General features: G+C 36.4%; 14 protein-coding genes. 6 read left to right on the plus strand and 8 right to left on the minus strand.

Features of this window, described 5'->3' with window-relative positions:
• Window positions 1-75 precede the first annotated feature (75 nt).
• On the minus strand, window positions 76-648 hold the full coding sequence (locus tag AC4G3O_RS01165; protein WP_066103616.1) for a nitroreductase family protein: 573 nt from the start codon (window positions 646-648) through the stop codon (window positions 76-78).
• Between the two features lie 153 nt (window positions 649-801).
• Entirely contained in the window at window positions 802-1752 is a 951-nt protein-coding gene (locus AC4G3O_RS01170) for a peptidylprolyl isomerase (protein ID WP_077248015.1), read from the minus strand.
• 430 nt (window positions 1753-2182) lie between these two features.
• Here AC4G3O_RS01170 and AC4G3O_RS01175 point away from each other — a divergent pair, with 430 nt between their 5' ends.
• On the plus strand, window positions 2183-2635 hold the full coding sequence (locus tag AC4G3O_RS01175; protein WP_066103613.1) for an OsmC family protein: 453 nt from the start codon (window positions 2183-2185) through the stop codon (window positions 2633-2635).
• A 103-nt stretch (window positions 2636-2738) separates the two neighbouring features.
• On the opposite strand, the gene floT is transcribed toward AC4G3O_RS01175, so the two are convergent.
• From floT to AC4G3O_RS01190, 3 genes are read right to left on the minus strand one after another with little or no spacing between them, the layout of a single operon-like run.
• Window positions 2739-4289, minus strand: coding sequence for a flotillin lipid rafts scaffold protein FloT (gene floT / locus AC4G3O_RS01180; RefSeq protein WP_066103610.1), 1551 nt, complete (start codon window positions 4287-4289; stop codon window positions 2739-2741).
• Between the two features lie 15 nt (window positions 4290-4304).
• Window positions 4305-4838, minus strand: coding sequence for an NfeD family protein (locus AC4G3O_RS01185; RefSeq protein ID WP_066103608.1), 534 nt, complete (start codon window positions 4836-4838; stop codon window positions 4305-4307).
• 20 nt (window positions 4839-4858) lie between these two features.
• Entirely contained in the window at window positions 4859-5533 is a 675-nt protein-coding gene (locus AC4G3O_RS01190) for a PspA/IM30 family protein (RefSeq protein ID WP_140461504.1), read from the minus strand.
• Between the two features lie 202 nt (window positions 5534-5735).
• Between AC4G3O_RS01190 and AC4G3O_RS01195 the strand changes: the two genes are divergently transcribed.
• Complete coding sequence (locus tag AC4G3O_RS01195) at window positions 5736-6065, plus strand: hypothetical protein (RefSeq protein WP_066103604.1); 330 nt, start codon at window positions 5736-5738, stop codon at window positions 6063-6065.
• A complete protein-coding gene (locus tag AC4G3O_RS01200; protein WP_175354253.1) occupies window positions 6052-6207 on the plus strand; it encodes a hypothetical protein in 156 nt (51 codons plus the stop codon). Before AC4G3O_RS01195 ends, AC4G3O_RS01200 begins: the two co-directional genes overlap by 14 nt.
• A gap of 37 nt (window positions 6208-6244) precedes the next feature.
• Here the strand turns inward: AC4G3O_RS01200 and AC4G3O_RS01205 are convergent, their stop codons facing one another.
• The 3 genes from AC4G3O_RS01205 to AC4G3O_RS01215 form a co-directional block, all read right to left on the minus strand.
• Window positions 6245-9742 carry a S8 family peptidase gene (locus tag AC4G3O_RS01205; protein ID WP_066103602.1) on the minus strand — a complete coding sequence of 1166 codons (3498 nt, stop codon included), beginning with the start codon at window positions 9740-9742 and terminating at the stop codon, window positions 6245-6247.
• Between the two features lie 296 nt (window positions 9743-10038).
• Window positions 10039-10710, minus strand: a complete 672-nt coding sequence (locus AC4G3O_RS01210; protein ID WP_139891885.1) for a DUF3885 domain-containing protein — start codon at window positions 10708-10710, stop codon at window positions 10039-10041.
• Between the two features lie 94 nt (window positions 10711-10804).
• The gene (locus tag AC4G3O_RS01215) at window positions 10805-12040 is read right to left on the minus strand and encodes a helix-turn-helix domain-containing protein (protein WP_491135705.1); all 1236 of its coding nucleotides are present in this window, start codon (window positions 12038-12040) and stop codon (window positions 10805-10807) included.
• Window positions 12041-12257: 217 nt separating this feature from the next.
• On the opposite strand from AC4G3O_RS01215, the gene AC4G3O_RS01220 reads away from it, so the two are divergent.
• The 3 genes from AC4G3O_RS01220 to AC4G3O_RS01230 all read left to right on the plus strand — a co-directional run bounded on the left by AC4G3O_RS01220 (window position 12258) and on the right by AC4G3O_RS01230 (window position 17309).
• Complete coding sequence (locus tag AC4G3O_RS01220) at window positions 12258-14564, plus strand: glycoside hydrolase family 2 protein (protein WP_490551541.1); 2307 nt, start codon at window positions 12258-12260, stop codon at window positions 14562-14564.
• 84 nt (window positions 14565-14648) lie between these two features.
• The gene (locus tag AC4G3O_RS01225) at window positions 14649-15650 is read left to right on the plus strand and encodes a sugar kinase (RefSeq protein ID WP_066103594.1); all 1002 of its coding nucleotides are present in this window, start codon (window positions 14649-14651) and stop codon (window positions 15648-15650) included.
• A 171-nt stretch (window positions 15651-15821) separates the two neighbouring features.
• Window positions 15822-17309 carry a potassium/proton antiporter gene (locus AC4G3O_RS01230; RefSeq protein ID WP_139892017.1) on the plus strand — a complete coding sequence of 496 codons (1488 nt, stop codon included), beginning with the start codon at window positions 15822-15824 and terminating at the stop codon, window positions 17307-17309.
• Window positions 17310-17334 lie beyond the last annotated feature (25 nt).

Here is a 17334-nt window from a genome sequence, read left to right on the forward strand (position 1 = left end):
TTATAGTAATCAAACTTTTTCCAAAAAATAAACCGGTACAGAGTGAATATCCTCTTTGTACCGGCTTTCGTTAATTTAATTGGTTATCCATGTGGTCACTTCATCAATAGATTTTCTTGAACCTTCTTTAGGATTCATATCTGGATATCCTAAATAGATAAACCCAGTTACAGCACCATCCTCAGAGAGATTAAAAGCCTTACTCATCCGTTTATCATGGCATTGTTTCCCGGTTCTCCATACGGCACCCAGTCCAAGAGCGTGAGCTGCCAGCAGGATATTTTGTGTAGCTGCATGGACAGCAGCGTATTCTTCTTCAATCAGAACCTTTTCATTCTTCACTGGTTCAACGGCAGTCACTATGATAACAGGAGCACGATAGGGATTCTTGCTTACTTTTTCTAATCTTTTTTTACTTTCTTCTGACTCAAGATCATCTAATTCAGATTTCAGGATATCCACTAACACATCACTGAGGATTTTTCTGCCATCCTCTTTCAAAACAAAAAACTTCCATGGTTCTGTACGATGATGACATGGTGCCCATGTTCCCGCTTCAATAATTTTATGTATGAGCTCATCAGGTATCGGCTCATTTTTAACCTTGCCAATACTTCTTCTTCCTTTAATGGCTTCAAATAGTTCCATAAACATTACCTCCCTATCTATTTCTCTCTATATTTTGTAAAATTTAGTTACTACTATACTATATATCCCTATGTTAGAAAGTACAAAAATTTCTTCTTCTCAAACAAAAAAGAGCAAACCAGTAACGGCTTGCTCTTAATCATTTATACATAATTATTCAAATTTATTTTTAATTTTATAATCTTTCTTTAAATCTTCCAACCATGTGCTGTACTCAGAAGATATCTTTTCGCTTAGAGCGGCTTCTTTAGCATCCTCTTTTGATTCTTCATAAGTGGATTCTTTTGCTTCTTTATGGCCTGTAGCTTTAATAATGTGGTAGCCATATTCTGATTTAACCACATCACTTACTTCATCAACTTCTAAAGCGAATGCTGCTTTTTCAAACTCTTCTACCATTTCTCCTTCAGAAATATAGCCGAGCTCTCCACCATTTTCAGCAGATGCTGTATCAGTGGAATTTTCTTTGGCGAGTTCAGCAAAATCCTCGCCGTCTTTGATTTTTTTCAATAATTCCTTTGCTTTGTCTTCGTCTTCAACAAGGATGTGGCTAACTTCAACTTGTTCAGATTGATCATAATTTGCTTTATTCTCTTCATAATAAGCTTTTACTTCATCCTCAGTGATTTCAATATCTTCCTGCATTAACTTTTCGATTTTAATATTTACCGCTATATCCTCTTTTAAATCATCAAGAGTTAAACTGCTAGCTTCAAGTGCTGATTTTAAAGCATCCTCTCCACCATAGCTTTCTATATATGCATCTACTTCTTTATTAATTTCACTATCATTAACTTTTATATTGCGCTCATCTGCTTCCTTTTCAATAACCTTCATCGTAACTAAGCTATCTACAGCAGAAGCTCCATACACATTGGCCATTGTGTCATATAATTCACTTTTAGTAATACGGTCGCCATTGACACTGCCTACTGTTTGAGATTTAGTATAAGCATATGCCCCGCCAGCTATAGCTGCAGTTAATACGGCAGCTGCTGCAATACCAGCAATCCATTTTTTATTTTTACGTTTTTTTGTTTGATCTGTTTTTATTTCAGTAGCTTTCTCTTCTGTATCTGAAGTATTCTTTGTCTCGTTGGTCATAATATAACTCCTATCGAAATAAAATTTATGTTGTCTGTTAACAATACTATAATCATATAATGTGTCAGGAATATGTCAAATATAAAATACCCACTGTCAAATATTGTTTAGTCAATGAAACAATGAATATTATTAGCATTACTATATGTAATATTATCTAATATAGTATATAAAAATATCATAAAGTGAAAATATAACCACTAGTTGAATTTGCACTGTATGTTTTCACTCCCTAAAGGATACTGGTCTACAAAAATAGATCTTCAATCATTAATTTTCTAACATAATAATATGTTCCAACCTTGTCCTAAAGTATGGTTAGACGATTAAAAATAAAAACTCCTTTTCAACTATATTTAAGCACTTTGTGTGAATTAGATTCATTTACGCATTAAAATGAAGATAATAGTAAAATAAAGGGGACTTTATAATGGCAGAGCATCAATTTATTTTAGAGGCTGTTTGGCCTGGATTACGAAACGATATAGGAGAAATACATACTAAAAACCTTCATACGAAAGTTTCGATACCGGAGGAAATGGATGGACCTGGAATCGGAACAAATCCTGATGAAATGTTACTTGGTGCTGCAGCAACCTGTTATATTATTACGCTGGCAGCCATGATGGAACGCAGCTATTTAGAAAAAGAAGGGTTAACCTTACAGTCAGCGGGAATTGTCGATGTAACAAACGGTGTGTTTACCTATAAAAAGATCATTCATCGGCCAACGATTATACTAAAGGACTCTGCAACAAAAGAAGATATCGGACTTGTCCAAAAACTAGCCCAAAAAGCTGAAGCATCCTGCATGGTCAGCCGTGCTCTCAAAGACAATGTAGACATAGAATTAGAAATCACGGTTAAGCGTATTTCTGAATAATGGTTATATACTCTAGAAGATTTTGAGTTTATTCAATCCTAATATCCGTAATAAACAAGAAACAACCTGAGCCCATATGAACTCAGGTTTGTTTATTGTTTATTTAGAGTTGATCTGGAGTACGATCAAGTCCCTTAACAATAGGAATCTCAGTTTTAGCCAACTCTTCTTCAAGGTTTATTCTGGGACTGACGCCTGAATTTTTACCTGCAAAGCTTTCAATTAACTCTTTCATGTCGATACCGGAGGATGCTTTTAATGACTCTTGTAAAGTTGCCATTAAATTCGTCGCATATCCGGTCACTTTATTGGCGCCGCCGCCTGTACCGCCGCTCCCTGTATCAACAATCGTAATTTTATCAATACTGCTCAGCGGTTTAGCCACTTCCCTTGCATATTCCGGAAGCATTTTTAACATCATATCCATAACAGCAGCCTGACCAAATTGCTCGAAGGCTTCTGCGATTTTTTGCTTTGCTTCCGCTTCCGCCAAACCTTTTAAACGAATGATATCCGCTTCGGAAACCCCTTGTGCTCTTTGTGCTTCCGCTTTTGCAAGACCATCTAAACGTACTCTCTCTGCTTCCGCTCTCGCCATTGCTTCGATGCGATATTGATTGGCATCGGCTTCAGTTAATTGCTTTGTTTTTTCCGCAGAAGCTGCTTGTTCAACTGCGTAGCGATCTGCATCCGCCTTTTTCTTCACTTCAGAATCATATTGCTTTTCACGGCGTAAAATTTCTTTTTCTTCTAATTCAATCAGCTTCTGCCGCTCAATGATTTTAATTTGCATCTCTTGTTCCGTAACATCTTGCTTAGAACGTGCAGTCTCCAAATCATATGCCTGATCGGCTTTTGCTTTAGCAATATCCTGTTCACGTCTGAATTCAGCAATTTTCAATTGATTTAATTTTTCTGCCTCTGCGATTTCAGTTGCACGTTCAAGTTCAGCTTTTTGCGCTTCCTTGGATGCTTCAGCCCGTTTGATCCGTGTTTCTTTATCGGCTTCGGCTGTTGCGATATCCGCATCCCTTTTCACCTGAGCTATTCTCGGTTTACCAAGCGATTCCAAATATCCATTTTTATCACGTACATCTTTAATTGTAAATGAAACGATAACCAATCCCATTTTCGCTAAATCCTGTGAGGCAACCCTCTGCACTTCCTGTGAAAATTTTTCACGGTTTTTATAGATTTCCTCAACTGTCATCGAACCAAGAATGGAGCGTAGATGCCCTTCCAGTACTTCTCTTGCTTCCTGTTCACGGTCATCCTTCGTTTTCCCTAAAAATTGTTCAGCAGCCGTTGCAATTTCAGAAATGGTATTACCTATTTTAATAATGGATACACCATCGGCCATTACCGGCACACCCTGTTCGGTATATACTTCCGGTGTTGAAACCTCTAATTTACTCGATAATAAGCTCAACGGCTCAGCTTGCTGGAATACTGGAAGAACGAAGGTCCCTCCTCCGCGTACAATTTTGATTCGATTTCCGGATTCATCAATATGTACATTTTTACTGCCTAAGTAACTGCCCGTGACAATCAATGCTTCATCAGGACCAGCTGTTCTATATTTTGTAACAAAAACTCCTATAAGGGCTAATAAAATAAATACCACTGCACCAACAATACCGTAGATTAATGTCATACTACTCCCACTCTCCTATCCCAGTTCATTTAATTCTTCATGTGGACTGACATGCAGAACACCATTTTGGATATCAATGATTAATACCTTTGTCTCAGATGGTATCGCTTCTTGGTCAAAACTTACGGCCGGCTTTGAAAACGTTCCGCTTTTACTTGTTATTAATACTTCACCATACCCATTAACAGGTACTGATGTTATCACTTTTCCCAACCGTCCCTTTAGTTCATCCTCGGTTATCGTTAAAGATTCATGAGCTGCCGACAAGGGGACTAAAACGAATAGATTAATAATAGAGACAAGTATAAAAGCAATTGCGAAGGAAATAAAAAAAATGGGAAGTGCCCGCAATGAGGTTAAAGAAACAAGCACATACCCTGATCCGCTTGCAATGGTCAAAAAGCTTAGTATAAGGGTTGGGTTTAAAAAGTCAGGGAGGTCTAATCCGGCAAACAGATCATTAAATAATATGAAGAAAAACGTAAGGATACCGGATATAATCAGTGAATATAAGAAAAAATCAGCTAATTCCACCCCTAAAAATTCCATACTAATCAACCCTTTATCAGTTATTTTTCGCTATTCAATGAATCCTTTAATCTTTGTAATTCTGATTCAACTAATTTTTCGGTTTCCATCTTTTTAAACTCATTATCAATTTCAAGATGATTACTTTTAAGCTCTTTACTGACTTCCGCTTCTGCTTCATATTCCATTACTTTTTGTTCCATTCGTTCAAATCCAGCTTTGGCCGAATTTCGACTTTCTGTATGGAAAGAACGATTTACTGAAGTTTGCACTTTAGCAGAAAGCGCTCTTGCCTTTAATGTATCTCTGCGCATCACAAGTTCCTGATAATCAGCTTTCATTTCTCGCAGTCGATTTTGCAAATCCTTGACATTTTGTTTAGCCTGTTCATGCAAATTCTCCAATGAGGCAAGCTCAATCCCGAGCTGAAGTTTGTTTTCTAAAGCTTGTTTTGCAAGCGTCTCTTTACCAGCTTGAATGGCTTCCATTGCCTGAGTATTACGTTTTTCAATCAGTAATTTTAAATCGGTGATTTTTCTGTGGGTTAATTTCTCCTCAGCCATGACCTTTGCAGTTGTCTTCTCTGCTTCTTCAATTTCATGATTCATTTCTCTTAGGTATTGGTCGGCCATTTTAATGGGATCTTCTGCTTTTTCAATGAGTGCATACAATTCTGAACTGACCACCGTCTTCATTCGTTTAAAAAACTCAAACATCTTATCAACCTCCTAGGATAATCTTACCATTTTATACGGTTGAATATCACTGAAAGTTTCAATTATTTTACAATATTATAATAATTCAAAAAATTCACCATGAATAATCTAATCATGCTTTTTGCTCAATCTTTTACTCCGCAATAGCCTTTATAGTAAGCTTAAAAAATAACAACATAGTTATTCTGAAAGGAGATTTTCATTGAATATAGAAAAACCAGAATCAATCGATGCAATTATAAGTGACTTAAATAATGAAATAAGCTACTCTTTAACTACTCTTTCACCGTTTAAAAAAACACCGGAAGAGTTAAAGGCGGCCAGCCAATTGGCTACATTAAGAGATTCAGATATAATGGCTATTTCGTCAATGGCTCGTATATTGATTTCTCAAAGTCAACACCAAACAGATCAAGAAATAGCATCCAAACTAATAAAAGAACTATCCAATTCTCATCCGAATCGTTTCATCAAAAAAATATGCAAAAAGATGGCAAAGCAAAAGTGGGGTGAAAAACATGAGACAGAATGACCTTCATCATTTATGGGAGAAAATTAAGCCAATCACATCAGATCCCATTATCCAAAAACAATTCTGGAGCATTCTAGTCAAACTAATTAAAAACGAACGAAATCTTCAAAACCAACTCCCCATTCAGAAGGAAGAAGTGTAAAAAAGGTTTCCAGAAAACCTGGAAACCTTCTAAGTACCTATTTCTTTTCTTGCACGCGGATTGTGTACGGTGACAGAGAAGCAGAACCTTGAGCATCTTTTAATTTTATATAATAGGTACCTTTTTTAAGACTGATATTTAAAACTTCTGTATCATTTCCAGCATATCGGTCAGAGCCGGCGATTTTTTTGCCATTTTGATAAACCTCAAAGGCTCCATCCAATTCCCTGCCGCCACTTAAAGTGATTTGACCGCTGAAGGCTTTATCCACTTTAAGCTTGTACCAATCTTCATCATTTTTCTTTGTATTAAATGCGTTAAATCGGCCTGTTTTCTCCCATTTTCCCTTCGATTTCTTAAAGCTGATTGGTTTTGATGGTTTATTTTTCTTAATAACAGTCCCGGCATCTTCATCTTTGTGATTCACTTGACTGAGCTTAAACGTATATTGAGTTAAAGAGAATGGTAAATATTCCCCATCACCCATAATCGCGATAAAATACGCTTTACCCTTTTGGAAATAATGTGAGCCATATGCACCTGCAGGATCATAATAGGAATCTATATATTTAATCGTATCTAAATCCGCATCATCTACATTCTTGTTATTATTTTTATCTTCCATTACGGCAATATACGAATAAACATCACCTTTAACTAGTGCAGGGAGTCCTGGTGTGCTTGGTTTATTATTATCCACCGTTAATGCATAGTTACCAGATGCTTTGGCTGTGTATCTAAACAGATCCGTATCCGATAATTTTGCGTAATCTCCTTTAACAGTAGTACCAGGAAGAGTCTTTACGTTTTTCATAGAATCGTTGTTCTCGTATTTATCAGCAGGCTTACCTACCAATCTTGATTCAAAGAAATATTTATCCGTAGAATAGGAATCAGACATCCAATCCATCTCAATCTTCATATAATAGGTTTTTCCAGCTTCAAGTGAGGCATAAAACGTATTAAGCTTTTTGCCGGTAAATGGATCATAATTATCAGCAACTGCTTCTAGTAAACGGATTTCATTTCCGTCTTCACCTTCAGATTCAACGACCTGATAAATGGAGTACGAATGTTTAGCTGTACCTAAATCAAAGGCATGGATTCCTGCTGATGTTACATTGACTTTATACCAATCTTCATCATAGCGTGACTGTAAATAACCCGATTTTTCACTTGTTAATTTATACGGAATGGCCATTTCATTCAGCATTTCAATTACTTCATCGTCGCCTTCTTCTTCCCAATATTCTTCATCATCACCAACATATTCTTCTTCTTCGTCATACTCTTCATCACGATCATAAATGGAATGAATTCCATCCTCGTCCGCTGGCATTTTGACTAGGCTGGCCTTGAAAATATAGGGATCACCGTTTTGTCTGATTGCACCAGTTATCTTGGTAGCCGATGATTCGAATCCTTCTGAAAGGATAAAAAAGTCAAAGAAACTTTCGGAATATCCTTCATATTTGTTAGAAATTTTAATGGTATAGGTTGTTTTAGGCTCAGCAGTGAATACATCCTGTTCACTTTCTCCGATGGTGCCGCTGTTAATTTCCTGTTCAAGAATATTAACATGCGTTGGCTCTTCTTCTGAGTTACCATCCTCTATGTCTCCATCTGCTTCCTTACTCATACCCTCACCTTCAGTAATTTCCTCCTTTTCTTCCAACTCCTCTTCATCTCTAATGTCTGTCAAAGCATAGACAAACATGCTGACGTCTGCACCAGGTGTACCATTTACAGAAAGCTTAATGTTTTCCTCTTTTTCACCCGTTGTAAATTGAAAATAATCATCATCTCCATTTTCGCCAACAAGATGCATTTTTTTACCGGTAGTATCATATGACAATTTTGGTATTATAATCGGGTTTTCTTTACCGGATTCATCTTTTGAAACAGTTACTTTTTTGAATACTAATTCATATTCAGATAATTTGCTTCCGGCCACATCGTAATTTCCGCTAATATCTTTAACACCAACGGTCAAAGTACCATCGTATGGTGCTTTAAAGTAATAACCCTCTGTTTTACCTTCAGTGACATCATCGATTTTTTTCGTGCTTGATTTATCCTTTCCATACATATTCACAAGTAATTGGGAATCAAACACTTTAGATCCCATTAAATTGATTTGATATGTTTCACCTTTTTTTACGGTATGCTTAATCCAGTGCTGTTCCAAAGGTTTCATAAATGTTTTTTTCACCGTATAGCTGCTGCCAACCGTTTTAGCACTTTTCATAATTGTATCCTTATTCCACACGGCAGTAGTTAAGGATGGAATTTTTTTAATATCAAAGCTTAAAGCAGATGATGGGTTGATTAGTCCATATCCATATTTCTTATCGTAGCCCTTCGTACTCAAATCGGTAGCTGTTTTCTTCAAGATGTATTCTACCTGTTCCGGTTTTAATTTAGGATATTTAGATAATAATAAAGAAACCGTACCAGTCACCATTGGAGCTGCCATCGATGTGCCGCTAAATGAAGCAAAAGTCGATTTTTTCTCATAATCATAGATTGGTGCATAAACATTATCCCCAGGTGCTACCAAATCTGTCGATACACCATAGGATGACCAGGATGTCAGTGTTTTGCTTTTATTCACAGCACCGACACTAATGACTCCTTCATATGCAGCCGGGTAACCTTTCATATCAGATCCTTCATTACCAGCCGCAGCAACAATCACAATTCCAGCCGCTTTCGCTTTTTTGATTGCGGCTTCAAGAACCGGTGAACTGAATGGGCCACCTAAGCTTAAATTAATTACCTTCGCTTTCTTTTTAATCGCATATAAAACACCTTCTGCGATATTGTAATCATACGCACCCCATTCTCTATTAAATACATCAATAGATAAAACCGAGGCATTTGGATTTATGCCATATCCGCCAATTCCATTATTCTTCTCAGCTGCAATTATGCCGGCTACATGTGTGCCATGATCCTCCGGCAATGAGGCGTTAACTGGATTATGGACATTATAGCTTGATACAATTTTGTTTTTTAATTCAGGATGATTTTTATCAATTCCCGTATCAATCACAGCCACCAATACTTTATTTTTCCCTGCTTTTTTCTGTGCAGCAGGTAAGTTTAACAGCTTGTTATAATATTGTTGACTGATCTTAGGATCGGTTTTGACAGAAGAAGTTTTATACTTTACGCTCGGCGAAATCGATGTGACCGAATTAGATTTACTTAATTCCGTGTAAGCTTGTTTAGCTGCGGATGCTGTTTTAAATTTTACAACTGAATAACCAAGGTTCCCGCCAGCCTTCATCACTTTCCCCTTATATTTGGTCAGGGTTTTCTTAGATAACGATCCACTATGCTTAATAACCAAGGTGTCTGCCTGAATATATTCGTCATATTTCTTCGTTGTTGGTTTGTAAATTTTTTCGGAACTGCGGATTTCATCTCCCTTTTGGTTTATTGAACTCACCTTTGCCGCAGCAAATACCCCACTTGTACCCGACGTGAGCAGCAATGCGGTAGCGGCTATGACAGCTACTATCTTTTTCATTCTTTCTCCCCTTTTTGTCTTCACTGATTTTTAAATTGAAGACTATTACCATTTCGTTACATTTATGTAAATAACCTGCTATTAATTATGAAAAAGATTCGACAAAATTCTTTCTCTGCTATTTTGAAATCGGCAAAAAAACTGTTCAGCATTTATGCCAAACAGCCAGTTATAATTTAAGGTGATTTTATTAATTAAACTGGGACCAAGGTAATATGTATATATTGCATCAGAAAAAATAAGCAATACAGCAGAAGTGCAGCATCATAGACGATGACTGCACTTCTTTTAATTTATCAATTGCTTCTCCGGTTCAACGCTCGTTCAATCTTCTGCCGATCCACATCTTCCACCCAATCCTTATGTTGTTCATATAGCGGGCGCAGTCGTTCAGCGTCTATAGCAACAACCTCACACCCACGGTCATCATAGACAAATAAAATAAGGTCTTTAGTGATGTTCACTAAGAAGACATCCGGATAATGAATGGCGTCCCCTCCGAATCTTGGCTTTAGAGGAAAATCTTCGTGAGTTGCTGCTTTTAATAATTCAGTTATGCGTATGTCCTTTGTTTTACACAATAAGGAAAATTGCTGCGTTTCATATTCTTCTTCATCTAACTCAAAAGGATATGGACATGTTCTCACCTGAATATGATTTAAAGAATTTCTATACTTTAGAAAAGGTTCATATACCTTCAACTTTCTCGTATGCTTTACATTAGTTTTATACGTGTACATATTCGTTACAAGGAATACGTCATCATATTGCTCAAATAATTGATTAAAGATCGTATCAAGTTGCTTGTACACTAGCCTAAATCTTTCACAATTTAGTTCACCATTTTTTTTGAACTGATAATTAGTGCCACCGAGCGTAAAGTGGATTCCTATGTCCCATTGATTATATATACTTGGCATTAATTCGATAGATGGAAATTTCTCCTTCAGATAGTCTATTACTTTCAAAGATTGATTCTCTCTTTCTATTATTAAGTGTATGGCCAATCTTACTAATTAAATAGAATTATTAATTCGGGTCTATTATGCCGTAGAAAAAAATTTACTCACCTGTTAATCCGGTTCCTTTTACATATTGAGAAGGTGTCATAGATGTAATCCGTTTAAAAATCCTACTAAAGTAATTTACATCATTAAATCCAACTAGGTAAGCAACATCTGTGATTGACATATTTCCATTTAATAAATATAACTTGGCCGCCTCTATTCTTTTTAAATTGATGAAATCGGTGATACTTTTGCCTGTCTCCATTTTAAATTTTTTTGATAAATGTGATGGATTCACATGAATAGACTCTGCTATTTCATTAAGCATCAAGGGGCTTTCCAAATTGAAATTAATATATTGCACAGCATTTTTGACAATTGGACTAAACTTTCGTGTTGAGAACTCATTGACGAGTTCACAATATGCATCAAGCATACTCCTCATAAGCTTGTGTAAATATGGAAGATTATCTGCTCTTTCAATCAGAATAGCATATTTTTCTGAAATATCATGTAGATAAACCGGATGAACTCCGCCTTTTTCAGCAGCAATTCTAAATAATGTATTCTGAACAAACGTTAAATTTTTAGTCGATCGAATTGGATTTTCCGGCACCCTATTTTTTAGATGTACATCAGTTAAACCCGTTAATTGGTTTAATGCCCCTTCCTTATCCCCTCTTGCAATGGCATCTATAATTCTTTTTTCTATTTTATAACGGTGTTCAATGATCTTTTCACGATCCTCTTCTTCATGCTGAATAGGTTTTACTGGATTACTTTGTTTATTAATAGTCGGTGTAACCAGCTGTGATGACGAAATATAGTCGTGAGGACACAAATTTACTAATAACTCTCCAATACTTCTTATTTCTTCATCACTTAGGATTGATAAAGTCTCGTAGAAATCTTGATATTGCTTTCTGTCACTAATGGGTAAACTTTGAGAGGAGATAATTTGGCTGATAAATAAATCTGAAGGTAAATCAGACAAAAAAGGGCCAACCATCACTGTGCCTGCATATTGATCATCTTTCCAGATTCCAGCAAAAATACATTCCAATTTAGCCGAATTAATATAATGTAAATATTCATTTTTATTACTTGCCTTTAAAAATTTCGTGATTGATTTATTTTCCTCTTCGTTATTTGCCAATCCACTTGGTATCTGGTGTTTAGCCATTAGGATAATTTTATTTCCATCCAGGTCAAGCAGTTTTACATCCAATTTAACAATTGAACTGACCAGATTACATAGCTGAGCGTATACTTTTATCTGTTCCTGATTCAATCTAAATCATCCTTTAAAATTCACTTTTTTATTTTCATTATACAATGAAAACGCCATCACGAACTAAAAATAATACTAAAAAAACAAAAATTGTACGATATTTTTCTAAAATTAATACCTATAATGAAATTAATTCAGTAAACACTATATATGAAGACAATCTGTTCTTATATCCTGATTGTTTACTGAATTAATTTATAAACAGGGAGTTCAATACATGAGAAAAGTAATTAATCTGAATGACGCATGGAAATTCATTAAAGAAAACGTACAAGATGCAATGAACCAAGTTTATGATGATGCTAATTGGGAGTCCGTAAACGTCCCTCATACGTGGAATGCGATTGATGGCGCAAATGGATTTGATTTTTATAAAGGAGCATGCTGGTACAGAAAAGAATTTACTGTAGATACTATAAATGCCGGCAATAAAGTATATATCGAATTTAATGGAAGCAATAGTGTCACAGACGTTTATGTTAATGGACAACACCTTGGCCAACATCGTGGCGGTTACTCTATTTTCAGATTCGATATTACAGATGTTGTTACTTTCGGAGGTAAAAATACGATTGCCGTAAAAGTCGACAATACAGTTGTTGAAGATGTATATCCTCAAATGGCTGACTTCACTTTCTTTGGCGGAATTTACCGTGATGTTAATTTAGTTATTGCTAGCCATGTTCACTTTGATTTAATGGATCATGGTTCCCAAGGTGTTTATATCGTTCAAGATGAAGTGACGAAGGAACAAGCATCCATTACCCTAAAAACTAGACTTACAAATGATCATGAAGAAGAGAAAAAAGTTCGTTTATGGGCTGATATGCTTGATGCAGAAGGTAAGACAGCTGCTTATGGAGCAAAAGAGATTGTTCTTCCAGCAGGACAAACTACTGTTGTTGAATTGCCAATCAAAATCGAAAACCCAATCCTTTGGAATGGCCGTAAAAATGCCTATATGTATGAAGCTAACCTATCTTTAACAAGCTATAACGATGTAATTGATGAACTTTCCATTCCATTTGGTGTCCGTTACTTTAAAGTGGACCCTGAAAAAGGCTTCTTCTTAAATGGAGAACACCTTCGTCTGAATGGGGTTTCCCGTCACCAGGATCGTAAAGATATGGGCTGGGCAATCACCAAAAAAGAGCACAAAGAAGATATGGAATTTATCAAAGAAGTGGGCGCTACTTCCATTCGTTTGGCTCACTACCAACACGATCAATATTTCTATGATTTATGTGACCGTGAAGGTATGGTTGTTTGGGCCGAGATTCCGTTTATCTCTATCATGTCCAAGACTGAGCTTGAGGGTATAAACGCTAAACAACAAATGGTTGAGTTAATCAGACAAAATTACAACCACCCTTCCATTATGTTCTGGGGTGTTCAAAATGAGATTCAAATTGGCGGTAACAGACCAGAAGTAAGAAAACTTGTTAAAGAACTTAATGAGTTAACGAAAAAAGAAGATCCAACACGTTTAACTACACAGGCCAACGTTATGTTTGTTCCTGATACAGATGAATACAACTATATCACCGACACGATTGGTTACAATAAATATTACGGATGGTATCAAGGTAAGGCAGAAGATTTTGCTGAGTGGATTGATGCTTATCATGCAACGAACCCACAAGTTAGCCTTGGTATCTCTGAGTACGGTGCAGAAGGTATTATCCAGTACCATACAAACGATCCAAAAGTAAAAGATTACACAGAAGAATACCATACTCTATATCATGAAACTGTATGGAATATATTCGCTGACCGCCCATTCCTTTGGTCAACATATGTATGGAATATGTTTGATTTCGGAGCCAACATTCGTGATGAAGGCGGTGTAAAAGGCAGAAATAATAAAGGTTTAATGACTTACGACCGTAAAATTAAAAAAGATGCATTCTATATGTACAAAGCAAATTGGTCTGATGAAAAATTCGTGCATATTACAAGCAAACGATTTGTAGACCGTGCAGACGAAAAAATTACAGTTAAAGTGTATTCTAACTGCGAGGATGTAACGTTAGTAGTAAACGGGACTACCTATACAACAGAACGTAACCGCGCTGCCTTTACCTTTAATGATGTGGCACTGGAAGACGGCATGAATACTGTAAAGGCAATCGGTACATCCGAAGGAAATACATTCGAAGATACTGCTCACTTCAATAAAGTGGATGAGCCAAATCCAAGCTACCTAGTTCCAGAAAGTGATGCTGGCGGAGTGGTTGCTAACTGGTTTGACATGCCTGATTTAGATGAAGACATGGAAATTGAAGAACTTGTTATCACTGATGATGTATATTCTACTCGCAATACACTCGGTGAGTTATATAAAAATGAAGAAACTAAGAAAGTATTAGAGAAGTATTTAAAAGGATTCAATGAGGATAATCCAATGTTCGGTATGGCAGAAGGTATGTCAATTGATATGCTGGCATCCATGGCGGATGATATATTTACTGAAAAAATGATGTATGCCATTAACAAAGAGTTAATTAAAATTAAAAAAGCTTAATTTAAAAAATGGAAATAGCGATCTGGGTTTATACCCGGTCGCTATCTTTCCTATATTCTTAGTCAAATAAAGAAGGTGCACGTATTGAAATCAATCATGTTATTTGGTGAAATGCTGTTGCGTTTAACACCAACCAATCATCAAATGTTAATTCAGGCAAGCCAGCTGGATATGATGTATGGTGGTTCTGAAGCAAATATTGCTGTCGCTCTCAGTCATTGGGGTGAAAAAACCTCCTATGCTACTTGCTTACCAGATAATAACCTTGGACTTGCCGCTGTCACACAGTTAAGAAAATATGGTGTAAACACTAATCATATCGTCTATAAAGGCAAGAAAATGGGCTTATATTTTGTTGAACAAGGTCATTCCATCAGACCTACAGAAGTCACTTATGATCGCCAAAACTCCGCTTTTGTTGAAGCTTTGCCAAATGATTATGATTTTGAAGCGATGCTTTCCGAAGTTAAATGGCTCCATGTCAGCGGAATTAGTTTAGGTGCAAGTAAAAATGCACGTGAAACGACTATGGAATTGGTCAAGGCGGCAAAACAAAAAGGCATTAAAATCAGCTTTGACTTTAACTATCGTGCAAAATTATGGACATTAGATGAAGCAAGAAAAGCTTACATCGAAATCCTGCCATATATTGATGTTATTATCGGAAGTTACCTGGACGTTCTAACAATCAGACAGGAAAAAAGAGAAGTTAACACATTCGAAGAAAAAATCGCTTTATTAAAAGAGTTTCAAAAAGAGTATCAGTTTGACCAAATTTACACAACTGAAAGAAATATTCTTGGTAACAATGTACAAGAATTACGATGTGCCATTATAACTGAAACAGAGCACTTCACAGCAGGTCCGGTTAAAGTAAATGTTCTTGATCGAATCGGTACGGGCGATTCATTTGTAGCTGGCGTATTATATGGAATCAACAATCAATACAGTCCTCAAGAAATCATTAATTTTGCCCTATCATCATTCGCCTTAAAACATACCATTATCGGCGATTTTCAAATTGCCAGCAAGGCGGATGTTCAACAATTTGATGTTGAAAATGAAAAAGTAGTTATCAAACGCTAATGAAAGCAGGTGCTAAAAAAGCACCTGTTTTTCATTTTCTCCCCTCTTCTGCTCCCTTTCAATAAAAAGCAATTCTCGAAAAACAAGTTTAAAGATTATGCAATTATGGAGATAGGTATATATATTCTATTAACAGCTTATATAGATTTACAGAAAGTGAGTCGATTGTTCATGCCATCTGAAGTACTAACAACTGATTTTTATATTTTAATAGCAGCGATCCTATTAATCCTCGGAATTCTGTCTACCAAATTCTCAGCAAAATTAGGAGTCCCTTCACTCGTCTTTTTTATACTGGTCGGAATGGCCATGGGAAATGATACCTTCGGCGTAATTAATTTTTCGAATGCAGGATTAGCACAAACGATTGGTGTTCTGGCCTTGATTATTATTTTGTTTGAAGGTGGAATACAAACTAAATGGAAATCATTGCGGCCAATTATTCTCCCTTCCCTTTCACTGGCAACCATTGGTGTTTTGATAACCTCTGCAATAGTTACGATAGCAGCTCATTATATTCTTAATGTTGATTGGCTGATAGCTATGTTATTCGGTTCAATTGTTGGATCAACGGATGCAGCAGCAGTATTTGCTGTATTAAAAGGACAAAACATACAAGACCATTCAGGTAAAACATTAGAGGCTGAATCTGGTTCCAATGACCCGATGGCAATCTTTTTAACCGTGTCCTGTATTGAAATGATTACCTCTTCTGAAGTAAATGTAGTTAATCTAATTGGATCTTTTATTGTCCAGATGGGACTTGGTTTACTGCTTGGATGGATATTCGGGAAAATAGCCGTTGCTGTGCTTAATCGGATCAATTTGGAATCAACTGGCCTTTACCCTGTTTTCGCTGTTACATTCGCTTTATTAACATACGGTATTACTGCGAATCTAAACGGAAGTGGATTACTGGCCGTCTATGTAATGGCTATTATCATTGGAAACTCTGAGGTCGCCTATGAAAAAGCTACACAATTCTTTGCCGAAGGATTTGCCTGGATGATGCAAATTTTAATGTTCATTATATTAGGCTTACTTGTTAATCCCGACGATTTATTTTCACTTGAAATTATCTTAAAAGGCTTATTGCTTTCTGTTATTTTAATCCTGATTGCAAGGCCGGCAGCTGTATTCATTTCTACTATTAAAATGAATTTCAATTTTAAAGAGAAAGTATTTTTATCCTGGGCTGGCTTAAAAGGCTCCGTACCAATTGTCCTGGCGACATTTCCCTTACTTGCAAACATTGGAGACAGCCACCTGATTTTTAATGTTGTCTTCTTTGTTGTATTAACAAGTTGTTTAATACAAGGATCCACCATATCCTTCGTGGCTGGCAAACTTGGATTAGCCGAGCCTGCCAGTGAAACCCCTAAGCATTCACTTGAAATTGTCTCACTGGGTAAGGCCAATGCTGAAATGGTGAAATATCAAATGGAACCGGACTCTTTCTTGATTGGGAAAACACTAATTGAAATACCATTCCCTGACCATACATTGGTCAATGCAATCATAAGAGATGACAAATTGGTTACCCCTACCGGTGACACAGTGATCAAAGAAGGCGATTTTCTCTATGTATTGACACCTAAGTTAAAAAAACGCAGCGTAAAACAGTTACTGCGAAAGAAAAATACTGATAATGAAGAATAATAGTAAGATTAGAAGTTAGTATCCT

The sequence above is a fragment of the Bacillus sp. z14 (2026) genome (assembly GCF_058313575.1).

What these genes read in the sequence shown, in the direction of transcription:
- AC4G3O_RS01165 (WP_066103616.1), bottom strand. Translation starts at nt 648, where the DNA reads ATGGAACTATTTGAAGCCATTAAAGGAAGAAGAAGTATTGGCAAGGTT.
- AC4G3O_RS01170 (WP_077248015.1), bottom strand. Translation starts at nt 1,752, where the DNA reads ATGACCAACGAGACAAAGAATACTTCAGATACAGAAGAGAAAGCTACT.
- AC4G3O_RS01175 (WP_066103613.1), top strand. Translation starts at nt 2,183, where the DNA reads ATGGCAGAGCATCAATTTATTTTAGAGGCTGTTTGGCCTGGATTACGA.
- floT (WP_066103610.1), bottom strand. Translation starts at nt 4,289, where the DNA reads ATGACATTAATCTACGGTATTGTTGGTGCAGTGGTATTTATTTTATTA.
- AC4G3O_RS01185 (WP_066103608.1), bottom strand. Translation starts at nt 4,838, where the DNA reads ATGGAATTTTTAGGGGTGGAATTAGCTGATTTTTTCTTATATTCACTG.
- AC4G3O_RS01190 (WP_140461504.1), bottom strand. Translation starts at nt 5,533, where the DNA reads ATGTTTGAGTTTTTTAAACGAATGAAGACGGTGGTCAGTTCAGAATTG.
- AC4G3O_RS01200 (WP_175354253.1), top strand. Translation starts at nt 6,052, where the DNA reads ATGAGACAGAATGACCTTCATCATTTATGGGAGAAAATTAAGCCAATC.
- AC4G3O_RS01205 (WP_066103602.1), bottom strand. Translation starts at nt 9,742, where the DNA reads ATGAAAAAGATAGTAGCTGTCATAGCCGCTACCGCATTGCTGCTCACG.
- AC4G3O_RS01220 (WP_490551541.1), top strand. Translation starts at nt 12,258, where the DNA reads ATGAGAAAAGTAATTAATCTGAATGACGCATGGAAATTCATTAAAGAA.
- AC4G3O_RS01230 (WP_139892017.1), top strand. Translation starts at nt 15,822, where the DNA reads ATGCCATCTGAAGTACTAACAACTGATTTTTATATTTTAATAGCAGCG.